Source organism: Dongia deserti, assembly GCF_003574735.1.
Lineage (GTDB): Bacteria > Pseudomonadota > Alphaproteobacteria > Dongiales > Dongiaceae > Dongia_A > Dongia_A deserti.
In genome coordinates this window covers 118,586-140,385 of the sequence record NZ_QORW01000007.1, presented here as the reverse complement: position 1 = coordinate 140,385, position 21,800 = coordinate 118,586, and the positions used below count along the sequence as shown (strand labels likewise).

The window sequence follows — 21,800 nt, the reverse complement described above, 5'->3', positions numbered from 1 at the left end:
GATGCCGGCTTCCGTCGCCAGGCGGCGCGGGGTTGGCCGAAGAACGGAAAGCGGAAGAACGTTCATACCCATGGCGCAAGCTTTACGGCGTTATAGTTAATCAAGCGTAAAAGTGGCCTCGCCTCAGAGGGCAATCGCTCCCGGCAAAATTTGACGAGCGAGGAGCAGGACTGGCCGGACACGACCGTGCGCAATATCGAGCGGCGGCAATTCCTCGCTAGGCGCCGGCCCGAACAAGCTGGAATGTAACGCTTATTCCGATTGCGTGAACTTGGCCCACAGCTTGCATCAAGGCCGCTACCCGGGACCATCCCTATGAGAAGAGGCCTGAAATGAGCATTCTTGGCGCGATGTTTACGGCGGTCAGCGGCGTCAACGCCCAGTCGCGATCGCTCGGACACATCTCCGACAACATCGCGAACTCGCAGACCACCGGCTACAAGAAGGTCGAGACGCGGTTCGAAACGCTGATCACCGTGTCGAACCAGAACCTGCATTCGCCCGGTGGCGTTATCGCCTCGCCCTACTATGCCAATGCCGTCCAGGGCAACATCACCCAGACCCAGAACAACACCAACCTCGCTATCACCGGCAGCGGCTTCTTCGTGGTCAGCCGCGCCACCAACCAGTCGGCGACCCAGACGACCTTCGAGGCGCTGCGCTATTACACCCGCGCCGGCGACTTCCAGGTCAACCGCGACGGCTATCTGGTCAACAATGGTGGCTATTACCTGAATGGCTGGAACGTGGATCCGGAGACCGGCGTGGTCAACACGTCCGTCGTCGCGCCGATCCAGATCTCGCAAGTGATCGACCAGCCGACGCCGACCAGCGAGATCGAGTTCGTCGGGAACCTGCCGGCGAACTCTCCCGTCAATCCCTCGACGCCGCTCAGTCCGACCAGCGTTCAGGTGTTCGACGCGCTCGGCAACCCGCACAATGTCTCGCTGGTCTGGACCAAGCGCGCCGACAATCTGTGGATGTTGGACATCCAGGCGAACGACAGCACGCTCGATCCTGTTGCCGGCACCATAAGCGGCGTGAATGATCAGACCGCGACGACTACCACGCTGCAGCCAAACGTCGCGCCGGTCGCCCAGGTCGACACCGTCACACTGCCCGCCGCCGGTATGGCGCCGGGTCGCACCATCACCATGACGATCGGCTCCAACACCGTCTCCGTTACCGCGCCTTCCACCGGATATACCGCCACGCAGGCCGCTTCAGCCCTGGTCGCTGCCATCAACGGCAATGCCGGCATGAGCGCCGTCGTCACCGGCACCAATGTGGTCGGCAACACCTTCCAGATTGTGGCGGACGTCGCGGGTACGCCCTTCACGACGAACATCGGCGGCAATGGCTCCGGACAGCTCGAAGGCGTCCAGGTCGTCGCCCTTCCCACGGTCGCCGATACGGCGTCAATCACGATCAACGGCACGACCGTCACGGTCACCGGCCCGCTCGCGAGCGCGACGGCGGTCCGCGATGCGTTGGTGACGGCGATCAATGCCAACGGTACGCTCGCTCCGCTGGTGACGGCGGTCGCAGACCCCGACAGCGCCGATCAGCTACTCATTCAATCGGACGCCGCGCTTGGCACCTTCACCATTTCCTTCGGCGGCACGTCGGCGCCGACATCCGCCAGCAGCGACGCGCCGACCAACCCGGCCACCACCACGGCGAACGTTGCGCCCGTCGCCCAGACCGACACCCTCACCCTCGGCGGCACGGTGGGCCCGGGCGAAATTGGCGACACCTACACGCTCACCATCGGCACGCAGTCTATCTCTTACGTCGCTGACGGCACTGAGCTCAGCCTCAGCGACCTCGCGAATCGCTTCGCCGCACAGATCAACGCCAATCCGGGGCTCGGTATCACGGCGGCCGCTGCCGGCGGCATCATCTCCCTGACAGCGACCAATGCGGGCGTTCCCTTCACCTCCGCCGCCACCGCCACGAACGGGACAGTCCCGGGCTTCATTGATGTCCAGTTCGGCCAGACGCCGGCGACAGCAGGCACTATTGTCGGCCTTTCAAACCAGTTCAATCCGTCCGGCAATGCGTCCGTGCCCGTCCTGCAGACCGGCGGCCAGGATGCCATCATCTCCTTCCAGGTGGACTACGGACTGGGCTTGCAGACGATCGAGCTCAATCTCGGCCAGTTCCAGACCACGGCTGGCCTGACCCAGTTCGCAGGCAGCGATATCGATGTGTCGCGCTTGATCCAGGATGGCGTGCCGCAAGGCCTGTTGAGCGACGTGCGCATCCGCGACAATGGCGACGTCGAATTGCAGTACGACAATGGTCGCAGCCGCATCTATTTCCGCGTGCCGATCGCCCAGTTCAATGATCCCAGCGCCCTGCAGCGCGAAGTGGCGCAAGGCTTCACGGAGACGTTCGACAGCGGCGCGGTGCGTATCGGCAATGCCGGCGACAACGGCGCCGGCACCATGCGCGGCAGCGCGCTGGAAGGCTCCAACGTCGATATCGCGGAGGAGTTCTCCAAGATGATTGTCACGCAGCGCGCCTTCTCGGCCAATACCCGTGTGATCACGACAGCGGATGAAATGCTGGCCGACATCATCAACATCAAACGATAACCGGATGAACCGGAACAGGTGACGTCATGTCCTTGGACGCAGCCCTCAATGCGGCGATCTCCGGGCTTCGCATCAATCAGGCGCATGTGCAGTTGGTCTCCTCCAACGTCGCGCATGCGAACGACCCGTCCTATACCAAGAAGACCCTGTCGCGCGAGACCGTTTTCCTGGGAAACAATCAGGCGGGCGGTGTATCGATCGCAGGCTATCAGGCAGCGATCAACGCATCGCTGCGCCGGCAGTTCGAGACCCTCACCTCGGCCAGCGGCCTGACCAGCACCCAGCAGGAATATCTGGGCCGCATTCAGAACCTGCTTGGCGCCAGCTCTGACACCGCCGCTCTGCCGCAACTGTTCAATCAGTTCACCGCCGCCTGGCAGAGCCTGCAGTCGCAGCCGGAAAGTGCGGCGGCCCAGCAGCAGGTCATCGCCCTCGGCGAACAGCTGGCGGCTGAGGTGCGTCGCCTCAGTGCCGGCATCGACCAGATCGACGCCGACATCCGCAGGGACCTCGATGCCGCAACGGATGAGCTCAATGACAAGCTCGCCAAGGTATTTGAGCTCAATCTGCGCATCAAGGCATCGGACCCCAACGGCGTGGAGCGGCTGGATCTCATCGACCAGCGCGATGCGATCGTGCGCGAGATCGCCAACCTGGTGGACGTGCGCTCGGTCGAGCGGGAGAACGGCGCGATCGCGCTATTCACGCCCGCCGGTTTGTCATTGCTCGACGGCGCGCCCGCGCGCTTCGACTTTGACGGCACGAACATCATCTCCGTCGATAGCGGCGCGCCGGTCAATGGCCTGCTGCGCGAAGGCAAGATCAAGGCGCTGCTGAACCTGCGCTATGACGGCACCGCGGCCGGCCAGCCGGCCAGCGCCGATCCGGCTTCCGAGGTGATCCGCAAGCTGCGCTCGCAGCTCGACATGGTGGTCAGCGCCTTCACGACCACCACCGGCTCGCCGGTTACCTTCGCGGCGGCCTACAACAACGGGGTCGGCTCTCTGCGGGTCAGCGCATCGCACCTGACGACCGTGCAGCCTGGCGCCACGACCCCGCAGATGGGCACCGTCACCTTCAGCGGAAGCCTGGTGGAAGGCGACGTATTCGAGATCACCATCAAGGGGAAGACTTTCAGCTACACCGCGACCCAGAACGACACGAGTTTCGACCAGATCGCGCAGAAGCTGGCCGCCATCATCAATTCAGACTCGACCCTGGGCGTGAGCGCGATCAACGGCGTCGCCTCGTTACAGCTCATCGGCACCAGCAACAACACGCCGTTCACGGTGGTCACGTCCGTCAACGGCCAACTGCCGGAGCTGACCCAGGGTTTCTTCGTCAACGCCGATCGCTATACCTTCACGGTGAATACCGAGCTGCTTGCCGGTCGGCAGCAGCTCAAGAAGAACTCCGCTGCTGATGTCGTGACCGCGCTCAACAGCAATGACCGCAACTTTATCGCGGTTGGCCTCAGCCTGACCAACGTCTCCTACAAGGGGCTGATGTCGGGCATCATCGGCGCCTCCAGCAGCAACGCCAAGATCGTGAGCGACAATGCCAAGCTGAATGCCGAGACGCTGCGAATGACCGAGCAGCGCTATCAGGAGGAAACCGGCGTCAATCTGGACGAGGAACTGGCCAACCTGCAGCTGCTGCAGAACGCCTATGCGGCCTCCGCCCGTTTGATGACGGTGATCCAGACTTTGTTCGACACCTTACAAGCGGCCGTGTCGCGGTAAGGACGAGGAAGCATCATGCCAGTCAGCGGATATTCGACCTACGCCTCGTATCTCTCCAACGTCAATAGCTTCCATCGCCTGCAGACGTCGCTGGCCCAACTCACGCAGCAGCTCAACACGGGCAAGAAGTCGAGCGACCTCACGACCTATGGCGTGCAGACGCAACGTCTGGTCGATCTGCGCGCGGAGATCGCACGCCGCCAGGGCTACATCGAAGCCATCAAGAGCGCCCACACCGACGTCAAGGCCTACGATCGCGTCCTCACCAGCATCGAGGACATCAATGCCACGATGCTGCAGGCCTTCACCTCACCCAACAGCGACCCGCCGGTCAAGCAGCAGCACACCGTCACCTTCTCGGGCGATCTCGGCGATTCCGGCGACATCTACAAGGTCGTCGTCGACGGCGTCCTCTTCACCTACGTCACGAACGGCACCGAAGGCAGCTTCGGCGAGGTCGCCGGAAACCTAGCCAATCAGATCAACAATTCCACCTCCGGCGCGCGCGCGACGGCCGAGGTCATCGGCGACCGCCTGATCATCACCGGTACGCAGCCCGGACCGCTGTTCAACGTCAATGTCACGAACACGGACGTTCCCGCCGGCGCCCAGAACACGATCGAATCGTCCCTCACGCGCGCCGGCAAGATTTCCCCGATCGTCGCGCAGGTCAATACCGCGCTGACCGAGCTCAACGCGCTGCTCAACGAGCAGGTGAACGACCGCTATCTGTTCGGCGGCATCAACGCCAACGAACGGGCGCCTGTCGTCGACCTGTCGCGGCTGCCCGATCCGAGTGGCTCCAAGAACGCGGCCGCGAGCGAGACGACGTTTCAGCTCGCCGGCGGCACGATCCGGCAGGTCGTGCGCATCACCACCGATCACCTCGGCACGGGCCAGACAGAGACCGTAACGGTCAACGGCACGCCGCTCATTTTCAATGGCCCCATGACGCAGCAGGAGCTCGCGGCGGCCATGGCGGCAGCGGTCGGTCCGCTCGCCAACGTGTCGGTCCAGGACGTCGACGCGACCGGCTTCACCATCACGGCGGACACTCCCGGAACTGGCTTCACCGTCGATATCTCCGGTAACGACCCGACGCCATCCACCATCACGACGGTCCAGGCCAACGTGCCGATCAGCGCCGATCAGGTCGATGTCATCAGCCTGAGGGGACCGGTCGGCACGATCGGCGAGATCTTCAGCGTTACCATCACCGATCCGCCGGCCCATGCCTCGCCGGTGACGATCAGCTATCGCACCACAGGCGACGAACCCGATCTCAACACCATCGTCGACAAACTGGTGGCCAAGATCGCCAACCATCAGCCGCCCTTCGCGGTGGCGGCGACCAACCTCGGTGACGGCAAGCTGGAGCTGCGAGCCGCCACCGCCTTCACCGCGCATGCGACGGTGCAGAACAATCCGATCGTCGAGACGACCCAGCGCACGGTCGTGCCGGTCGCGCAGCAGGACGAGATCGGCTTCCCCGGCCCGTTCGACGCCGGTGATCAGTATACGATCACTTTCACGGCGCCGGCCGGCGGGCCCTTCACAGTCACCACGTCTTCCACCGATGATCAGGCGTCGATCGCGGCCAAGTTCGTGTCTGCCATCAACGCCGCCGGGATCGGCGTCACGGCCTCCGTACGCAACGGCCGGTTGGCGATCACGTCGGGCACGCCGGGCTCCGCCATGACCTACGCGGCGACCGTGTCGACCGATGCTCCGCCGAACACCACGGCCGCGCCCACCACGGCCACCGTGGTCGCCAACATCCCGGCCGGGCCATTGCCCCAGATCGATACCGTGCAGCTGAGCGGGGCGGTCGGCCGCAAGGGTGACGTCTACGAAGTCACGGTCAACGGCCGCACCGTCCGCTATACGACCAACGGCACCGAAGCCGACATGGATGCCATCGCCATCAGCCTGACGGCGATGATCAATGCCCAGGTGCCGCCCTTCCCTGCTTCGGCGGTGCCGGGCCCGACCGGCAGCGGCCAGTTGATCCTGACCGGCGCCACCATCGGCATCGAACTCAAGACGCAAGCCACGGTCAACCAGCCGGCCGCGGTTCCGGACCCGACACCCACTCAGTACAACGTGCATCAGGAACGGACGGACTCCGCCTTGGCGTGGCAACGCGCCTCGATCGTGATCGCGGACAAGATGTCGGTGAAATACACCTTCAGCGCCAACGAGGTCGCGTTCCAGAAGCTGACCCTTGCCCTGCGATACGCCCAGTCGGCGGTGCAGGATCCCGACACCTACGCGGAGAAGATGACCATCGCCAAGCAGTTGGCCACGGAATCGCTCGCGGGTGTGCGGGCACTGCAAAGCGACAACACGGTGAACGACGCCCTGTTCTCCGCGACCACCTTGTCGCACCAGACCACCATCAACGCCAACGTCTCGGATACCGACAAGATCGAGGCGGTCGACCCCAACGAGGTCGCCGCGAAGCTGGCGGCGGTGGAGCTGCAGTTGCAGGCCAGCTTCGGCGCCTACGCCCAGATCTCGCGATTGTCGCTGGTCAATTTCATCGCCTGACAGGACGAGCATGCAGACCATCCAATTCGACCCCAAGATCACCACCGACCTGCCGATCAACTGGCACCGCCCGGGATCTGGGCAGGCTTCGGACATGTTTGCCGATCTGCTGGCCGACCGGATGAAGCAGAACGTCCAGGCCGACCGCCGCGAACCTGTGGTGAAGCGCCACCAGCACCCATCCGATCCGGTGTCCGGCCATCCACCGCGCATCGTTATCTCCCACGCCCACACCATGCGCGGCGAAGCGAAAGAGATGAAGGATGCCTGCCGGGACCTAACGGATCAGCGCTGCGTCACGGCCGCCGAGGAAACACCCGTCGCTGAGGAAAGTACGGAAGCCACGCCCCAGCCCGAAATGGCGGAGACGCCGGCTGAGACCGAGGCAACCATCGCCACCGAAGAGTTGGCGCAAGTCGCCGATCAGCAGGTCCAGTCGCCGGACTCCGCCGTTACGGTCGTCGTAGCCACGCAACCAACCGAACAGACTGAGGTCGATGGCGAGCAGGAGTTGGCGCTGACGCTGGAGTTGCCCACGCCCGCCGAGGGCGAGAGCCTAGTGCTCGCGGACGCCGAGAATGCAGCCAGCGCCGCGACCGATGGATCGCACCAGAAGACCGATGCCGCGATGAAACAGCAGGCTACTGAAGCGATGGCCGACGCCGCCTTATCAGATGTCGCGGTCGCCCTGACCTCGGAAGGCACAATGCCGGTCACCAATACGGACGCGCCCGTCGTCGCGACGCAGCCGAACGCTGCGCCTGCGCCGGCTGCCGGGGGGGCCGCGGCGGACAAGCCGCTGTTGCGGATGCCGGACGCATCTCAGCCGATCGCTCAGCTGGCGCCGACTGTTGCCCAGCCACAGGCGGATCGGCGGGCCATGGACACTAAGATCCGGCCCAGCGTCCCGCGACCGCATGCCAGCGCTTCCGATCCCAAGCCCAACACGCCGGCCGCACCGCAATCAGCGCAACCGCATCCGGCGACACCATTCCAGCCGAGCACGACCACAGAGTTTGCTGGCCTTGGCGATCCGCTCGGCCAGCCATTCTCGCCGGAGGGCTCCGGACCCGGCTGGACGCTCCATCTGGCGCAAGGCGCGGCAAGCAAGCGACCCGACTTTGTTGCACAGCTGCGCCAGCACCTGCAGAATTTGCCGGCTCACGAGCAGGTTGCGGTCCACGTCCAGCGCGCGCTGCGTGACGGAACCCGCAGGTTCTCCGTCCAGCTGTCTCCGGCCGAGCTCGGCCGGATCCAGGTAAAGCTTGAAATCGACGAGGATAAGCGGGTCACCGCGGCAGTGACCGTCGAGCGGTCCAGCACCCTCGAACTGCTCCAGCGCGACATCAAAGGATTGGAACGGGCCTTGCATAATGCTGGTCTGTCACTTGAGGGCGGTGATCTGTCTTTCAGCCTGGGCCGTGGTACCGATCAGGAATTCGCTCAGGATCTGAATCGGTCGGCGACATCCGCTGCCGGCAGGTCGGCCCCGGATGCCGAGGCCGATGGCGAGCAGCGGGATAGCGCGGCCGGCCCGGTGGTGAATACCGCCGCAGGAGTCGTGGACGTGCAAGTCTGAGGTAAGGTCGGGAGCTAAGACGATGGAAATACCCAATATCCAGAACATCCTGGGGCAATCCAGCGCCAGCCAGTCCAGCTCCAGCTCGACCTCCAAGACCGACGAGGCGATCGCGGGGCTGAACGACACCTACAACAATTTCCTGCTGCTGCTGACCAAGCAGCTGCAGAACCAGGACCCGCTCGATCCTATGGATACCGCACAGTTCACGCAGCAGCTGGTCGGATTCAGTCAGGTCGAGCAGCAGATCGCCTCGAACAAGAGTTTGGAAAAACTGATCGCCCTTCAGTCCTCGACCAACGCCTTCGGCGCTGTCAGCTTCATCGGCAACGAGGTGGCGGTGGACAGCAGTCACATCAGCCTCAAGAATGGCAAGGCGAAGTTCGAGTACCAGATCGACCGGACAGCCAGCAGTGCAGCACTGACCGTCATCAATGAGCGCGGCCAAGTGGTCCTGGTGCAGGAGGCCAACAAGGGCATTGGCACCTATAAAGTCGAATGGAATGGCAAGGACGCCTTCGGCAATCAGCTGCCGGATGGCTCGTATCGCGTGGCGGTCTCCTACAGCGATGCACAGGGTCAGGTCTATGCCGCTCCGATCACCAGCTTCGGCGTGGTGGACTCGACGGAGATCAAGGATGGCGAGGTGAAGCTGTTCGTCGGGTCGGTCGGTTTCCCGATCGACAAGGTTCTCAAGGTCACCAAGCCAGCCGCCAGCGCCAGCAACGCGACTTAAGACCGCTTCCGCGCTCGGGGCCCTAACTAGCTAAAATTTTATCGAAAAACTGCGACAATCTCGAATTCGCCCGTAAGCCTGATTTAGCGATTCCTTAAGTCGTCGGTCATAGGCTCGGAGGACATCGGATTGCACCGAGGAAGGAGTCGATGGACGCCGAGCTCGATGGCAACAGAGGCGTGGTGGTTCTCGGTATAGACGGGCGCCGCTTGCGCCTCGAAGACTTGCCTCCTCCCGGCACAAGGCGCTGGGTCATCCGCCGCAAGGCGGAGGTGGTCGCTGGCGTGCGCGCCGGCCTGATCACTCTTGAAGAAGCCTGCGCGCGCTATACGCTTTCGGTCGAGGAGTTCCTGTCCTGGCAGCGATCGATCGATCGTCATGGCATGCGCGGCCTCAGGACCACGCGTATCCAGGATTACCGCGCCGCCGCGCGGCGGAGCGGCCACATGCGCACCGCCGAGTAGACTCGGTTCTCGAGTCTCTTCGCCCTGTCTGCGAAATTCCGCCACACGCCGGCAAGTTTTTCCCACCTCTAGGCAATTTTTGCCGTCACTTAAGGGCTTGTTAAGCCCTGCCGCCTATCGTCAAACCCACGTCGGGCGGCATCGCGCGCAGATCCCCATGATTTGCGGCAAATTTTAAGCGAACGCACGGGATCGCCGACCGACGAGTGGGCCACATATTCGTATACCGGTGACGCTCGTGAATGGACTGATGCAAACGCTGCGCAATCTGGGGGCAACTCGCCTCGTAGCATTGGCTGCGGTCGGGTTTGCGCTGATCGCTTTCTTCACCTTCATTGTCACGCGTCTCGCCAGCCCTGGCATGACGCTGCTCTATAGCGGCCTCGATCCCGCGGACAGCGGCCAGATCGTCCAACGCATGGACACGCAGGGCATCCCCTACGAACTGCGCGGCGACGGCTCGCAGATCTACGTGCCGCAGGATCAGGTGGCGCGGCTGCGCCTTTCACTGGCATCCGAAGGCATCCCGGCGGGCGGCTCCATCGGCTACGAGATCTTCGATCGCGCCGATGCGCTCGGCACCACCAACTTCGTCCAGCAGATCAACCAGATCCGCGCGCTGGAAGGCGAGTTGGCGCGCACCATCCGCTCCATCCATCAGGTCCGCTCGGCGCGCGTGCATCTGGTGATGCCGAAGCGCGAGCTGTTCTCCCGCGATCGCGCGGAGCCGACGGCATCGGTCGTGCTCGCTCTGCAAGGCGGTCTGGATAAGGGCCAGGTCTCCGCCATCCAGCATCTCATCGCTTCCGCGGTTCCGGGCATGAAGTCCAAGAACGTGTCAGTCATCGACAACAACGGCGAGTTGCTGGCGCGCGGCGCCGATGAGGGCGGGCTGGACACGGCGAACTCCGAGGACATGCGGCGCTCCTACGAGGCGCGCCTCAGCCAGGCTATCGAACAGCTGCTGGCGCAGACCTTGGGCGCCGGAAAGGTGCGCGCGGAGGTGACCGCCGAGCTCGACTTCAACCACGTGACCACCAACAAGGAAGACTTCAACCCAGACGGACAGGTCGTCCGCTCCACCAACTCCATCGAGGAGACGGGGACCACGCAGGAACGCCAGGGCGCGAACAGCGTCAGCGTGGCCAACAACACGCCCAATCCGCCAGGCCAAGATGCCAATGGCACGAGCGGCTCGAGCTCGCAGACCGGCCGCACGGAGGAAATCGTCAACTATGAAATCTCCAAGACCGTCCGCACCGAGGTGAAAGCGGGCGGCGAAGTGAAGCGCATATCGGCCGCAGTGTTGGTTGACGGCATCCATCAGGTCGCCGCGGACGGCGCCAAGACCTATCAGCCGCGCAGCACCGAGGAGCTCGCGCAGATCGACGCGCTGGTGAAGTCCGCCATCGGCTTTGACGAGAAGCGCGGCGACATCGTGAATGTCGTCAACATGAAGTTCGCCGAGCCCGCGCCGCTCGAGGATTCCGGCACGACGCTGCTCGGCCTCGACAAGACCGACCTGATGCGTCTGGCGGAACTGGTCGTGCTGGCAATCGTCGCGATGCTGGTGCTGCTGCTGGTCGTGCGTCCGCTGCTGGGCCGCATCCTGGCGATGCCGAGCATCGCGCCGGCCAATATCGCGCTTGCGGGTCCCGGGGATCGGCTCGCCTTGCCGCCCGGCGCGGCCGCCGCGCTGGCGATCCCTGGGCCAGCGCAGACTCAATTGCCGGCCGTACCGTCGGCGAGCGAAGCGGAGGCGATCGCGGCGGAGATCGACCAGATGATCGACATCAACCAGGTCGAAGGACGCGTGCGCGCCTCATCCATCAAGAAGATATCGGAACTGGTCGACCAGCATCCGGAGCAGGCGGTGAACCTGATCCGTCAGTGGGTTTACCAGGAACAGTGACGGGGAACGAGCAAGACAATGATTCGCGCCAAGGACGATTATCGCTCCCTCAACGGGCTGCAGAAGGCCGCGCTGCTGGTCATGTCGGTCGGCGAGGACACTGCCGCGAAGATCTTCCAGTTGATGCATGACGACGAGATCCGCGAGATTTCGCAGACAATGGCCAACCTCGGCACCGTCAACGCGACGGTGATCGAGCGGCTGTTCGTCGAGTTTGCCGACCAGATCTCCTCGACCGGCACGCTGACCGGCACCTACGAATCCACGGAGCGACTACTTTCGAAGGTGCTCGACAAGAGCAAGGTCGACCAGATCATGGAGGAGATCCGCGGTCCCGCGGGTCGCACCATGTGGGACAAGCTTGGCAACGTGCACGAATCCGTGCTGGCGAACTTCCTGAAGAACGAATATCCGCAGACCGTCGCGGTCGTGCTCTCCAAGGTAAAGCCGGATCACGGTGCACGCGTTCTCTCGATGCTGCCGGAAGCCTTCGCGATGGAAGTCATCATGCGCATGCTGCGCATGGAATCGGTGCAGAAGGACATCCTAGACGATGTCGAGCGCGTGCTGCGCAACGAGTTCATGAGCAATCTGGCCCGCACCTCGCGCCGCGATGCGCACGAGATGATCGCGGAAATCTTCAACAACCTGGACCGCGCGTCGGAGCAGCGCTTCCTGACCGCGCTCGAGGAACGCAACCGCGATTCTGCCGAGAAGGTCCGCTCGCTCATGTTCACGTTCGAGGATCTCGGCAAGCTCGATCCGGGTGGGGTGCAGACGCTGCTGCGCAACATCGAGAAGGACAAGCTGCCGATCGCCCTCAAAGGCGCTTCCGAAGCGCTGCGCGACCTGTTCCTGTCGAACATGTCGGAGCGCGCCTCGAAGATGCTCAAGGAGGACATGGCGGCGATGGGGCCCGTCCGCGTGCGCGATGTCGAGGAATCTCAGCTGGCGATGGTCACCGTCGCCAAGGAACTGGCCGCCAAGGGCGAGATCATGCTGAGCGACAAGAAGGGCGAAGACGAGCTGATTTACTAGAGTTCTGGCGCGAGAGATGGCAGTGGTTCGCAAGTTCCTTTTCGACAACGATTTCGGTGAAGCGCCGCAAGGTGCAGTTGGCGGCGCACGCGCCAAAGGTGCGCCCGCCGGTGCATCGAGCACGCCGGCTGCGCCCCCCGCTCCCCCTGCCCCGATATTCACCGAGGCGGAGATGCAAGGCGCATGCGACGTCGCGCGCCGCAAGGGCGAGGAAGCCGGCGTGGTGCGTGGGCGCAACGAGGCGATCTCGGCCTTCGACAAGCAGGTGGCCGCAACGCTGAGCTCCCTGGCGCAGCAGACCGCGGCGATCGCCAAGAGCGTAGCCGCCGAGGCGCAGGCCGCCGGCAAGTCGGTCGATCTGGCGCTGGCGATCGTGCGCAAGCTGCATCCAACGCTGGTCGAGCGCCAGGGCTTGGCGGAGATCGAATCCGTGCTCGGTCAATGCCTGGAATCCCTGAAGCAGGAGCCGCGCTTGGTCGCCTATGTGCACAGCGCCCGGCTCGATGCGCTGCAGGAGCGGCTGGCGCAATTGTCGGCCTCCACCGGGTTTGAGGGTCGCGTTGTCCTGATCGCGGACGATGCGATGGGTGAAAGCGATTGCCGCGTCGAATGGGCCGATGGCGGCGTGGAACGCGAGGCCGGCCGCATCTGGCGGGCAATCGAGGAAACCCTGAACCGATACATCGCGGCCGACGGCCGCGAGGCGAAGTGAGTGAAAGGAGAGAGTGATGGGTGACGAGAATCTGGAGCTCACCGAGTTCCAAGGCGCGGAGGGCCAGCCGCCCGATGCCGGCCAGGAGCCATCCCGGCCGGGTACTGCCAAGGACCTGGACGCCGTCTACGACATCCCGGTGCAGGTATCCGCAGTGCTGGGTCGCACCTCGATGCAGGTGAGCCAGCTGCTGAAGCTCGGCCGCGGCGCGGTGGTCGAGCTCGACCGTAAGGTTGGCGAGGCGGTCGACATCTATGTCAACAACCGACTGGTCGCGCGCGGCGAGGTGGTGGTGGTCGAGGATCGTCTCGGCGTCACCATGACGGAGATCATCAAGGCGGACCGGGCCTAGGACGGCTTGGGGACGCGCGTGGAAACGATGGCAAGGCAGGATAAAGATGGCCGATACAACGCCTAACGATGTGCGACCGATGGCCGATGCGCCGCTGCGCTTCGAAGCGCCCGCGCGCAAGATGGACCTCGCCACCCTGCTTGGTCTGGCCGCGGCGCTGACCCTGATCGGCCTCGCCATCGTGCTCAATGGCTCGCCGCTCGCCTTCATCGACATACCGGCCATCCTGATGGTGGTGCTGGGAACCTTCGCGGTGACGACGATCTCCTATACGGGTGAGGAATTGCGCGAGGCGCAGCCCTCCTTCCGCCAGGCTTTGCTGCGCACCGAAATCGACCCGCGGGTCGGCGCGCGCCGGGTCCTGACCTTGGCCGACAAAGCGCGCAAGCGCGGCCTGCTGTCGCTGCAGGCCGATCTCTACGGCCTGCGCGACGCGCCGTTTCTGCAGCGCTCCCTCGGCATGCTGGTCGATGGCCTGCAGGTGGACGAGATTGAGCGCAACATGACCCTGGAAGCGCATGCCATCGCCCAGGGTCGTCATCGCGCCGCCGCCATCCTGCGCCGCGCCGCGGAGGTCTCGCCAGCCATGGGGCTGATCGGAACCCTGGTCGGCCTGGTGCAGATGCTCGGAAGCCTGGACTCGCCCGAACGCATCGGCCCGGCCATGAGCCTTGCGCTGCTGACGACACTCTATGGCGCGCTGATGGCCAATGTCGTGTTCCTGCCGCTCGCGAGCAAGCTGGAGCGCAACGCGACGGTCGAGCAGCTGGTCAGCCAGGTCTACACCATGGGCGTCGCCTCGATGGGCCGGCAGGAGAACCCGCGCCGCCTCGAGATGCTACTCAACACCGTTCTGCCCGCCGGGCAGCAGATTCGCTACTTCGATTGACATTGAGCGCGGCCGCTGCCGCAAGAGCACCAGGAGCAAACCATGCGTCTACTCATCGTTGGATCCCTTGATGGCCACATCACCGCGGCCGGCAAGATCGCCCTTAGCCGCGGAGCCAAGGTGGCTCACGTCGACGATGTCGATCAGGCCATGCATGCCTTGCGCAACGGCCAGGGCGCGGATCTCATCATGTTCGACGTCGTGCTCGACATTCAGCGCATGATCGACAGCTTGCGCACGGAGCGGATCAACATCCCCGTGGTGGCCTGCGGCATCGGCACCAGCGCCGAAACGGCCGTGAAGGCGATCAAGGCCGGCGCCAAGGAGTATGTGCCCCTGCCGCCGGACGCGGAGCTGATCGCCGCCGTGCTTGCCGCGGTCGCGGAGGAAAGCTCCGCGCTGATCTTCAAGGATCCGGCGATGAAGGCGGTGCTGAAGCTTGCGGACCAGGTCGCCCCGTCCGACGCTAGCATCCTCATCACCGGCGAATCCGGCACGGGCAAGGAAGTGGTGGCGCGATACATCCACGCCCACTCCAGGCGCGCCAGCAAGCCATTCATCTCGGTGAACTGCGCGGCCATTCCGGAGAATCTGCTGGAATCCGAATTGTTCGGCCATGAGAAGGGCTCCTTCACCGGCGCCATCGCGCGCCGCATCGGCAAGTTCGAGGAAGCCAGTGGCGGAACCCTGCTGCTGGACGAGATCAGCGAGATGCATCCGCGGCTGCAAGCCAAGCTGCTGCGCGCGATCCAGGAGCGCGTCGTCGACCGGGTCGGCGGCACGCAGCCGGTGAAGGTCGACATCCGCCTGCTCGCCACGTCGAATCGCGACCTGCAGGAGGAAGTGCGGAAGGGCAACTTCCGCGACGACCTGTTCTTCCGTCTCAACGTGATGTCGCTCGAGCTCCCGGCGCTGCGCCACCGTCCGTTGGATATCCAGGTGCTGGCCGAGCACTTCGCGAAGAAGTACGCCGATGCCAACGGCGTCAGGATCACCGGCATCGCACCCGACGTGATGGACATGCTGCGTGCTCACGAGTGGCGCGGCAACGTACGCGAGCTGGAGAACACCATGCATCGCGCCGTCCTGCTGGCGCAGGATTCGGTGATCGCCCCGGACGCCATCCTGCTGACCGGCGGGCGCGGCATCCCGGTTTCGGCCTTGCAGCAGCAAACCGGACTGACGGCAGCGCCCACAGCGGCAAAGACGGCGAGCGGCGTTACCAGCGCCCTGGTCGGCCGCACCGTCGCCGCCGTCGAGCGCGACCTCATCATCGACACGCTGCAGCACTGCCTGGGTAACCGGACCCATGCCGCCAACATCCTCGGCATCTCGATCCGTACCCTGCGCAACAAGCTGAAACAGTACAGCGAAGAAGGAGTGCCGGTCCCCGGCTCAGCGCACAGCGAGAGCGATCACTTCTCGGCCGCCTGATCGCACGTTGTACCCAGTAAGGATCGGATCAGATGGCGGATACCGGCAATAGCGGGGCCAACGCTGGCGGGACGGGCGCGCCGGCCTGGCTTGGCCAGCTCGCCAGGACGCTGCGGCGCGGCGAGATCATGCTCGCCGGCGGACTCATCTTCATTCTCGCGGTCCTCATCCTGCCGATGCCGGCTTGGATGCTGGACATCTGCCTCGCCTTCTCGATCACCGCATCGGTCCTCATCCTGATGGTGGTGCTGTTCATCCAGAAGCCGCTCGACTTCAGCACCTTCCCGACCGTTCTGCTCATCGTCACGATGACCAGGCTGTCGCTCAATCTCGCCTCGACACGCCTGATCCTGACCTACGGGCACGAAGGCAGCGACGCGGCCGGCCACGTGATCGAAGCCTTCGGCGGCTTCATCATGGCTGGCAACTACGTCATCGGCTTGATCGTGTTCGCGATCCTGGTGTTGGTCAACTTCGTCGTCATCACCAAGGGTTCGGGCCGTATCGCCGAAGTATCGGCTCGCTTCAGCCTGGACGCCATGCCCGGCAAGCAGATGGCGATCGACGCCGACCTCTCCGCCGGCCTGATCGACGAGAAGGACGCCCGCGCCCGCCGCAAGGCGCTGGAGGACGAAAGCAACTTCTTCGGCTCGATGGACGGCGCCGCCAAGTTCGTGCGCGGCGACGCGATCGCCGGCCTCATCATCACGCTCATCAACATCGTCGGCGGCATCATCATCGGCGTGGCGCAGCAGGACCTCTCGATGGGCGATGCCGCAAAGTCCTACACGCTGCTGACCGTCGGCGACGGCCTCGTCACCCAGGTCCCTGCCCTGATCGTCTCGACCGCCGCAGGTATGCTCGTCACCAAGGCGGGTGTCGACGGGTCGACCGACAAGGCGCTGTTCTCTCAGTTGTCGAGCTATCCCGCCGCACTTGGCATGGCCTCGTTCCTGATGGCGACGATGGCTGTGCTGCCCGGGATTCCCGCCCTGCCCTTCCTGCTGTTGGCTGGGCTCGCCGGCGGCGGCGCATTCCTGATCGCCCGGCGGCAGCGCCGGGTCACGGTGGAAGCCGTTGCGGAGCAGGCTCAACAGGCCGCCGCCGCGCCGGTCATGGAGGAGCCGATCTCCACCGCGCTTTCGATCGACGCCGTGCGGATCGAGCTGGGCTACGGCCTGCTCGGCCTCATCAACGCCGAGCAAGGCCATCGCCTGACCGACCAGATCAAGGCCCTGCGCCGGCAGTTGGCTAGCGAGATGGGCTTCATCCTGCCGGCCGTCCGCATCCAGGACAACCTTCAGATCAACGCCAATTCCTACGTCGTGCGCGTGAAGGAGATCGAGGCCGGGCGCGGCGATCTGCGGCCCAACATGCTGCTGGTCATGGATCCGCGCGGCGACAAGATCAACCTCGCCGGCGAAGAGACGGTCGAGCCGACCTTCGGCCTGCCGGCGATGTGGGTCGACCCGACCCTGCGCGAGGAGGCGTTGTTCCGCGGGTATACGGTGGTCGATCCCTCGACGGTCATCACCACGCACCTCACGGAGCTCATCAAAGACAACATGTCCGAGCTGCTCTCGCACGCCGAGACGCAGAAGCTACTCGACGAACTGCCCAAGGAGCATCAGAAGCTGGTCGCCGATCTCATCCCCGGCCAGATCTCCGTCAGCGGCGTGCAGCGCGTGCTGCAGGCCCTGCTCGGCGAGCGCGTGTCGATCCGCGATCTGCCGAACGTGCTGGAAGGCATCGCGGAGGCGTGCGGCTACTCGCGCAACGTCACCTCGATCACCGAGCATGTGCGTGCGCGCCTTGCCCGCCAGATCAGCGATGCTTCCACCGACCAGACCGGCGTCATCCCGATCCTCACACTGTCGCCGGAATGGGAGCAGGCCTTTAGCGACGCGCTGCACGGCGACGGCGAAGAGAAACAGCTGGTGATGGCGCCGACCACCTTGCAGCAGTTCATTCAGCTGGTCCGGCAGGCGTTCGAACGCTACACGATTATGGGCGAGAGCCCGGTGTTGCTGACCAGCCCAGCAATCCGGCCCTATGTGCGCTCGATCATCGAGCGGTTCCGCCCCATTACCACAGTGATGTCGCAGAACGAGATCCACGCCCGCGCGCGCATCCGCACGCTGGGACAGATCTAGGGCTGATCCATGCGCCTTCGGACCTTCACAGCCCCATCCATCAGCGAGGCCATGCGCCAGGTGCGCGCGGCTCTGGGAGAGGATGCCGTGATCTTGTCGACCGAGCAGGTCGGCAAGCAGGTCAAGCTGACCGCCGCGATCGAGTCAGCTCGCTCGGTCGCGGCAACCGCCACCGCGCCTGCCGCGGGAGACGACATCGAGACCGCCTTGCACTATCACAGCGTGCCGAGAGCACTCGCCGATCGGCTGCTCGCGACCGCCGGCGAGTTGGAAGGCGGCAGCCCGCAGCAGGTGCTGACTGCGGCTCTGCGGGCGCGGTTCGACTTCCGGCCCCTCACCGATCACAAGCCTGGCAGGCCGATCCTGCTGGCCGGCCTTCCCGGCGCCGGCAAGTCGGCGACCCTCGCCAAGCTGGCAGCGCGCGCCAAGGTCAATGGCTGGGCCGCGACCGCAATCACCTGCGACCTGGCCAAGGCCGGCGCGATCGAGCAGCTCGCCACCTATGCTAGGGCGCTGGAGATCCCTGCCTATCGCGCCAAGGACGCGGCCACGTTGCGCCGCGCCGTCGCGAAGACCGAGACCAGCGACCTCACCCTCATTGACACGCTCGGCACCAATCCGTTGAAGGCTGGTGATCTGGCGCAGCTGCGCGAGTGGGCCGAAGCGGCCGGCGCGGAGATCGTGTTGGTCATGGCAGCGGGGGGCGATGTGATCGAAAGTGCGGAGCTCGCGGCCGCCTATGCTGAAGCGGGCGCCACGCGCCTTGTCGCCACCAAGGTGGATGTGGCGCGGCGCTATGGCGGGATCCTGGCGGCGGCGGAGGCTGGACGCCTTGCGTTCGCGGGACTCGGCACCTCGCCCGAGATCGCGTCGGGCCTTGCCGCATTGCGCGCGGACCAGCTCTGCCGTCTAATTCTGCCTGCGAGTCGCGCCGAAACGCGCACCACAGGCGCCTCCGATAACAAATCGCTTTCCGGTACCGCATGATGATCCAGGAAACCCGCCGCACCGCTCCGACGGCCGCGACCGCTCCGATCGCCAATGCCATCGCCGTGGCGTCCGGCAAGGGCGGCGTCGGAAAGACCTGGCTCTCCATCACGCTGGCGCATGCCCTCGCCAATCTTAGTCGCCGCACAGTATTGATTGACGGCGATCTCGGACTCGCCAATGTCGACATCCAGCTCGGCCTTGCGCCCGAGCTGGATCTGGCGGACGTGCTCGACAACAACGTGCCACTGGCCCAGGCTGCGCAGCGCCACGAGCCAACAGGCCTCGACATCGTCGCCGGCCGTTCCGGCGTGGCGAGTCTGGCGACCTTGTCGCCCGCGCGGCTCACCAGCTTCGGCCGCGGCATCGCCGATCTCAGCGGCCGCTACGACCGCGTGCTGATCGATCTCGGCGCCGGCGTCGAGCGGCCGGTGCGCTATCTCGCTGGGGCAGCTCAGCGCACGATCGTGGTCACCAACGATGAGCCGACATCCCTTACCGACGCCTATGCGCTGATCAAGCTGCTGATGCAGGATGGCGCCAAGACCAAGGTGTCAGTCGTGGTGAACGCCGCCGCCAGCAAGGCGGAGGGCGAGCGCACCTACAAGACGCTGGCCAAGGCCTGCGACACCTTCCTGAAGATGACGCCACCATTGCTTGGGGTCGTGCGGCGCGACCCGAAGGTGCGCGAGGCGATCCGCGCGCAGGCCCCGCTGTTGACGCGTCACCCCAGCAGCGAGGCCGCACGCGACGTGGAAGCCATCGCGCAGCAATTGGCGCAAGCATCATGATGAGCGGGCGGCGATGAGCGAGTTCTCGATCAATCTGCCGCCGCGGCTGCCGAGCGCTGGACAAGCGCCCAGCGTCACCGCGATCGTTCCCGATCCGCCGCGCCAGCTGGCGCAGCTCGACAACGGCACGATCGTCAAGGGACTTGTGCAAGGTCGCGACCCCGACGGCCTACTGGTGGTCGTGACCGACAAGGGCACGGTCAAGCTCTCCACGCCTGCCAACATTCCAACCGGCAGCCAGGTGACGCTTGAATTGCGCGCTACCGGCGATCGCCTGCAGGTTCTGGTCCTGGCGGTAGACAGTCAACCCACGAGCGGCACGACCAGCCAGGGAGGACGGACCGGCGCCGTGCCGCCACCAGCCAGCCCCGGTACCGGCCAGACTCAGGCGCCGCCGCCATCGACCAGCACCACGCCGGCGCCGGCTCCTGTCGCGATCGCCGGGAGCGTGCTGCATGGCACAATCGTGCAAACGGCACCTGATACGCTCGCCCAGCTCATCCGCTCGCTGTTGCCTGGACCGCCAAGCGCGCAGCCACAGTTGGCGTCAGCGCAACTGGGGACGAGGCTTCCCCTGCCCGCTTCCTCTGGCACCCCGCTGCCGGCTACCGCGGGTGCGGCGCCGGGTCCAACCACGCCAGCGTCCCATCAGCCGGGAGCGCCTCCTGTTCCGGCGCAGGTCCAGCAGGCCAGCACTCTGCCCGGAGCACTGGTCAGCGCGCTGCAAACGGACGTGCGGGCGAAGATTGAGGCCTTGTTCTTTTCATCGCCGCCACCGCCGGGCGGCGCCGCGCCACCTCTGGCAAGCCACGTCAGGGGTACATTGCTCTCAAGCTCGCCAAGCAATCCGCAAGGCCTCGCCCAAAATCTGGCACAAGGTGCAAAGCTGCCGATCCCGCTGACCACTGGATCCGAGGTGCGGTTGCGGTTGATTGCAATGGCCTCGGCACCCGGACAGGCGCTTGCAATGTCGGCGCCCGCTTCTGGCGCGCAGCACGTGATGGCGGGTCGGATCATCGGCTATACGCCTTCGGGCAATGCCGTTCTCCATTCACCCTTAGGCGCCATCATCCTGCAGGGTCACGTGTCTCTGCCTGTCGGTGCCGAATTGAAGGTGGCGATCGAGCCTATCCTGCCGGCGCCGGCAGCCGCGCTGCCCTCCGGCTCGCTGTCCTTGCCGCAACTGCTGTTGTCGATCGCGCGCGGTTGGCCGAGCTTGGCGGAGGCCATCGCGCTGATGCGCCAGGGCGTGACCAACGCCGATACACTGGCCGCGCTTGCCCGCCTGCCTCAAGCGGGGCCGAGACTGGCAGCGGGACTGGTCGCGGCCATGCAGGCGATCCGCGCCAACGATGCGGACGCGCTGCTGGGCGCCCTGGTCGCTGCGCGCTCCGGCAGCACCACACGCGATGAAAGCGCGCGCAAGATCCGCCAGGAACTCGCGCAGGTCTCGACTCTGGCGCAGGAGCGCCCGGGCATCGACTGGCGTTGCTGTTTCATCCCGATCCTGGATGACGGCACGATCCGGCAGATCAACCTGTTCTACCGCCGCGATCGCCGCAAGGACCAGAAAGATGCGAAAGACGAGAAGTCCGGCACGCGCTTCATCGTCGAAGTCGACATGTCGAAGATGGGCCCGTTCCAGTTCGACGGGCTGGTGCGCGAGAAGCAGTTCGACCTGATGGTGCGCAGCCACATCGTCCTGCCGCAGAAATTCAAGCAGGACATCACCGAGCTGTTCCACGAAGCCCTGACGCTCGGCGACTACCGCGGCGACCTCGTCTTCCAGAAGGTGAAGGAGTTCCCAGTCTCGCCGCTGGAAGAAATCGAGAAATCGGCGACCCGGGTGTCAGCATAGATT

At 64.9% G+C, this 21,800-nt stretch carries 16 protein-coding genes; all 16 read left to right on the top strand.

Features of this window, described 5'->3' with window-relative positions; translation table 11 throughout:
- Positions 1-332: 332 nt before the first annotated feature.
- The gene (locus DTX69_RS12715) at positions 333-2,600 is read left to right on the top strand and encodes a flagellar hook-basal body complex protein (protein WP_119301919.1); all 2,268 of its coding nucleotides are present in this window, start codon (positions 333-335) and stop codon (positions 2,598-2,600) included.
- Between the two features lie 26 nt (positions 2,601-2,626).
- A complete protein-coding gene (locus DTX69_RS12710; RefSeq protein ID WP_119301918.1) occupies positions 2,627-4,342 on the top strand; it encodes a flagellar hook-associated protein FlgK in 1,716 nt (571 codons plus the stop codon).
- A 15-nt stretch (positions 4,343-4,357) separates the two neighbouring features.
- The gene (locus DTX69_RS12705; protein WP_119301917.1) at positions 4,358-6,892 is read left to right on the top strand and encodes a hypothetical protein; all 2,535 of its coding nucleotides are present in this window, start codon (positions 4,358-4,360) and stop codon (positions 6,890-6,892) included.
- 10 nt (positions 6,893-6,902) lie between these two features.
- Entirely contained in the window at positions 6,903-8,471 is a 1,569-nt protein-coding gene (locus tag DTX69_RS12700; protein WP_119301916.1) for a flagellar hook-length control protein FliK, read from the top strand.
- 22 nt (positions 8,472-8,493) lie between these two features.
- Complete coding sequence (locus DTX69_RS12695) at positions 8,494-9,207, top strand: flagellar hook assembly protein FlgD (RefSeq protein ID WP_119301915.1); 714 nt, start codon at positions 8,494-8,496, stop codon at positions 9,205-9,207.
- A gap of 149 nt (positions 9,208-9,356) precedes the next feature.
- Entirely contained in the window at positions 9,357-9,671 is a 315-nt protein-coding gene (gene sciP, locus DTX69_RS12690) for a CtrA inhibitor SciP (protein ID WP_119301914.1), read from the top strand.
- Positions 9,672-9,921: 250 nt separating this feature from the next.
- Positions 9,922-11,583 (top strand): flagellar basal-body MS-ring/collar protein FliF, encoded by a 1,662-nt coding sequence (gene fliF, locus DTX69_RS12685; protein WP_119302075.1) that lies wholly within the window; start codon positions 9,922-9,924, stop codon positions 11,581-11,583.
- 18 nt (positions 11,584-11,601) lie between these two features.
- Entirely contained in the window at positions 11,602-12,621 is a 1,020-nt protein-coding gene (gene fliG / locus DTX69_RS12680; protein WP_119301913.1) for a flagellar motor switch protein FliG, read from the top strand.
- 16 nt (positions 12,622-12,637) lie between these two features.
- Positions 12,638-13,333 carry a FliH/SctL family protein gene (locus DTX69_RS12675; protein ID WP_119301912.1) on the top strand — a complete coding sequence of 232 codons (696 nt, stop codon included), beginning with the start codon at positions 12,638-12,640 and terminating at the stop codon, positions 13,331-13,333.
- A 16-nt stretch (positions 13,334-13,349) separates the two neighbouring features.
- Positions 13,350-13,685, top strand: coding sequence for a flagellar motor switch protein FliN (fliN, locus tag DTX69_RS12670; RefSeq protein WP_119301911.1), 336 nt, complete (start codon positions 13,350-13,352; stop codon positions 13,683-13,685).
- Positions 13,686-13,731: 46 nt separating this feature from the next.
- Positions 13,732-14,574, top strand: a complete 843-nt coding sequence (locus DTX69_RS12665; RefSeq protein ID WP_284735729.1) for a motility protein A — start codon at positions 13,732-13,734, stop codon at positions 14,572-14,574.
- Positions 14,575-14,616: 42 nt separating this feature from the next.
- Positions 14,617-16,008 (top strand): sigma-54-dependent transcriptional regulator FlbD, encoded by a 1,392-nt coding sequence (gene flbD / locus DTX69_RS12660; RefSeq protein WP_119301909.1) that lies wholly within the window; start codon positions 14,617-14,619, stop codon positions 16,006-16,008.
- Positions 16,009-16,040: 32 nt separating this feature from the next.
- Positions 16,041-18,161, top strand: a complete 2,121-nt coding sequence (flhA, locus tag DTX69_RS12655) for a flagellar biosynthesis protein FlhA (RefSeq protein ID WP_119301908.1) — start codon at positions 16,041-16,043, stop codon at positions 18,159-18,161.
- A 9-nt stretch (positions 18,162-18,170) separates the two neighbouring features.
- Positions 18,171-19,148: a flagellar biosynthesis protein FlhF gene (locus tag DTX69_RS12650; protein WP_119301907.1), complete on the top strand. Its 978-nt coding sequence runs from the start codon at positions 18,171-18,173 to the stop codon at positions 19,146-19,148.
- Complete coding sequence (locus DTX69_RS12645) at positions 19,145-19,939, top strand: MinD/ParA family protein (protein WP_284735728.1); 795 nt, start codon at positions 19,145-19,147, stop codon at positions 19,937-19,939. The genes DTX69_RS12650 and DTX69_RS12645 overlap by 4 nt, the downstream gene beginning before the upstream one ends.
- A 13-nt stretch (positions 19,940-19,952) precedes the next feature.
- Positions 19,953-21,797, top strand: a complete 1,845-nt coding sequence (locus DTX69_RS12640) for a hypothetical protein (protein ID WP_119301906.1) — start codon at positions 19,953-19,955, stop codon at positions 21,795-21,797.
- The last annotated feature ends 3 nt before the right edge of the window (positions 21,798-21,800 follow it).

Bases quoted from the DNA above. Each gene is read 5' to 3' on its own strand.
- DTX69_RS12640 (WP_119301906.1), top strand. From the start codon at position 19,953: ATGAGCGAGTTCTCGATCAATCTGCCGCCGCGGCTGCCGAGCGCTGGA.
- DTX69_RS12675 (WP_119301912.1), top strand. From the start codon at position 12,638: ATGGCAGTGGTTCGCAAGTTCCTTTTCGACAACGATTTCGGTGAAGCG.
- DTX69_RS12710 (WP_119301918.1), top strand. From the start codon at position 2,627: ATGTCCTTGGACGCAGCCCTCAATGCGGCGATCTCCGGGCTTCGCATC.
- sciP (WP_119301914.1), top strand. From the start codon at position 9,357: ATGGACGCCGAGCTCGATGGCAACAGAGGCGTGGTGGTTCTCGGTATA.
- DTX69_RS12665 (WP_284735729.1), top strand. From the start codon at position 13,732: ATGGCCGATACAACGCCTAACGATGTGCGACCGATGGCCGATGCGCCG.
- DTX69_RS12715 (WP_119301919.1), top strand. From the start codon at position 333: ATGAGCATTCTTGGCGCGATGTTTACGGCGGTCAGCGGCGTCAACGCC.
- fliF (WP_119302075.1), top strand. From the start codon at position 9,922: ATGCAAACGCTGCGCAATCTGGGGGCAACTCGCCTCGTAGCATTGGCT.
- fliN (WP_119301911.1), top strand. From the start codon at position 13,350: ATGGGTGACGAGAATCTGGAGCTCACCGAGTTCCAAGGCGCGGAGGGC.
- flbD (WP_119301909.1), top strand. From the start codon at position 14,617: ATGCGTCTACTCATCGTTGGATCCCTTGATGGCCACATCACCGCGGCC.
- DTX69_RS12705 (WP_119301917.1), top strand. From the start codon at position 4,358: ATGCCAGTCAGCGGATATTCGACCTACGCCTCGTATCTCTCCAACGTC.
- DTX69_RS12695 (WP_119301915.1), top strand. From the start codon at position 8,494: ATGGAAATACCCAATATCCAGAACATCCTGGGGCAATCCAGCGCCAGC.
- fliG (WP_119301913.1), top strand. From the start codon at position 11,602: ATGATTCGCGCCAAGGACGATTATCGCTCCCTCAACGGGCTGCAGAAG.
- DTX69_RS12650 (WP_119301907.1), top strand. From the start codon at position 18,171: ATGCGCCTTCGGACCTTCACAGCCCCATCCATCAGCGAGGCCATGCGC.
- DTX69_RS12645 (WP_284735728.1), top strand. From the start codon at position 19,145: ATGATGATCCAGGAAACCCGCCGCACCGCTCCGACGGCCGCGACCGCT.
- DTX69_RS12700 (WP_119301916.1), top strand. From the start codon at position 6,903: ATGCAGACCATCCAATTCGACCCCAAGATCACCACCGACCTGCCGATC.
- flhA (WP_119301908.1), top strand. From the start codon at position 16,041: ATGGCGGATACCGGCAATAGCGGGGCCAACGCTGGCGGGACGGGCGCG.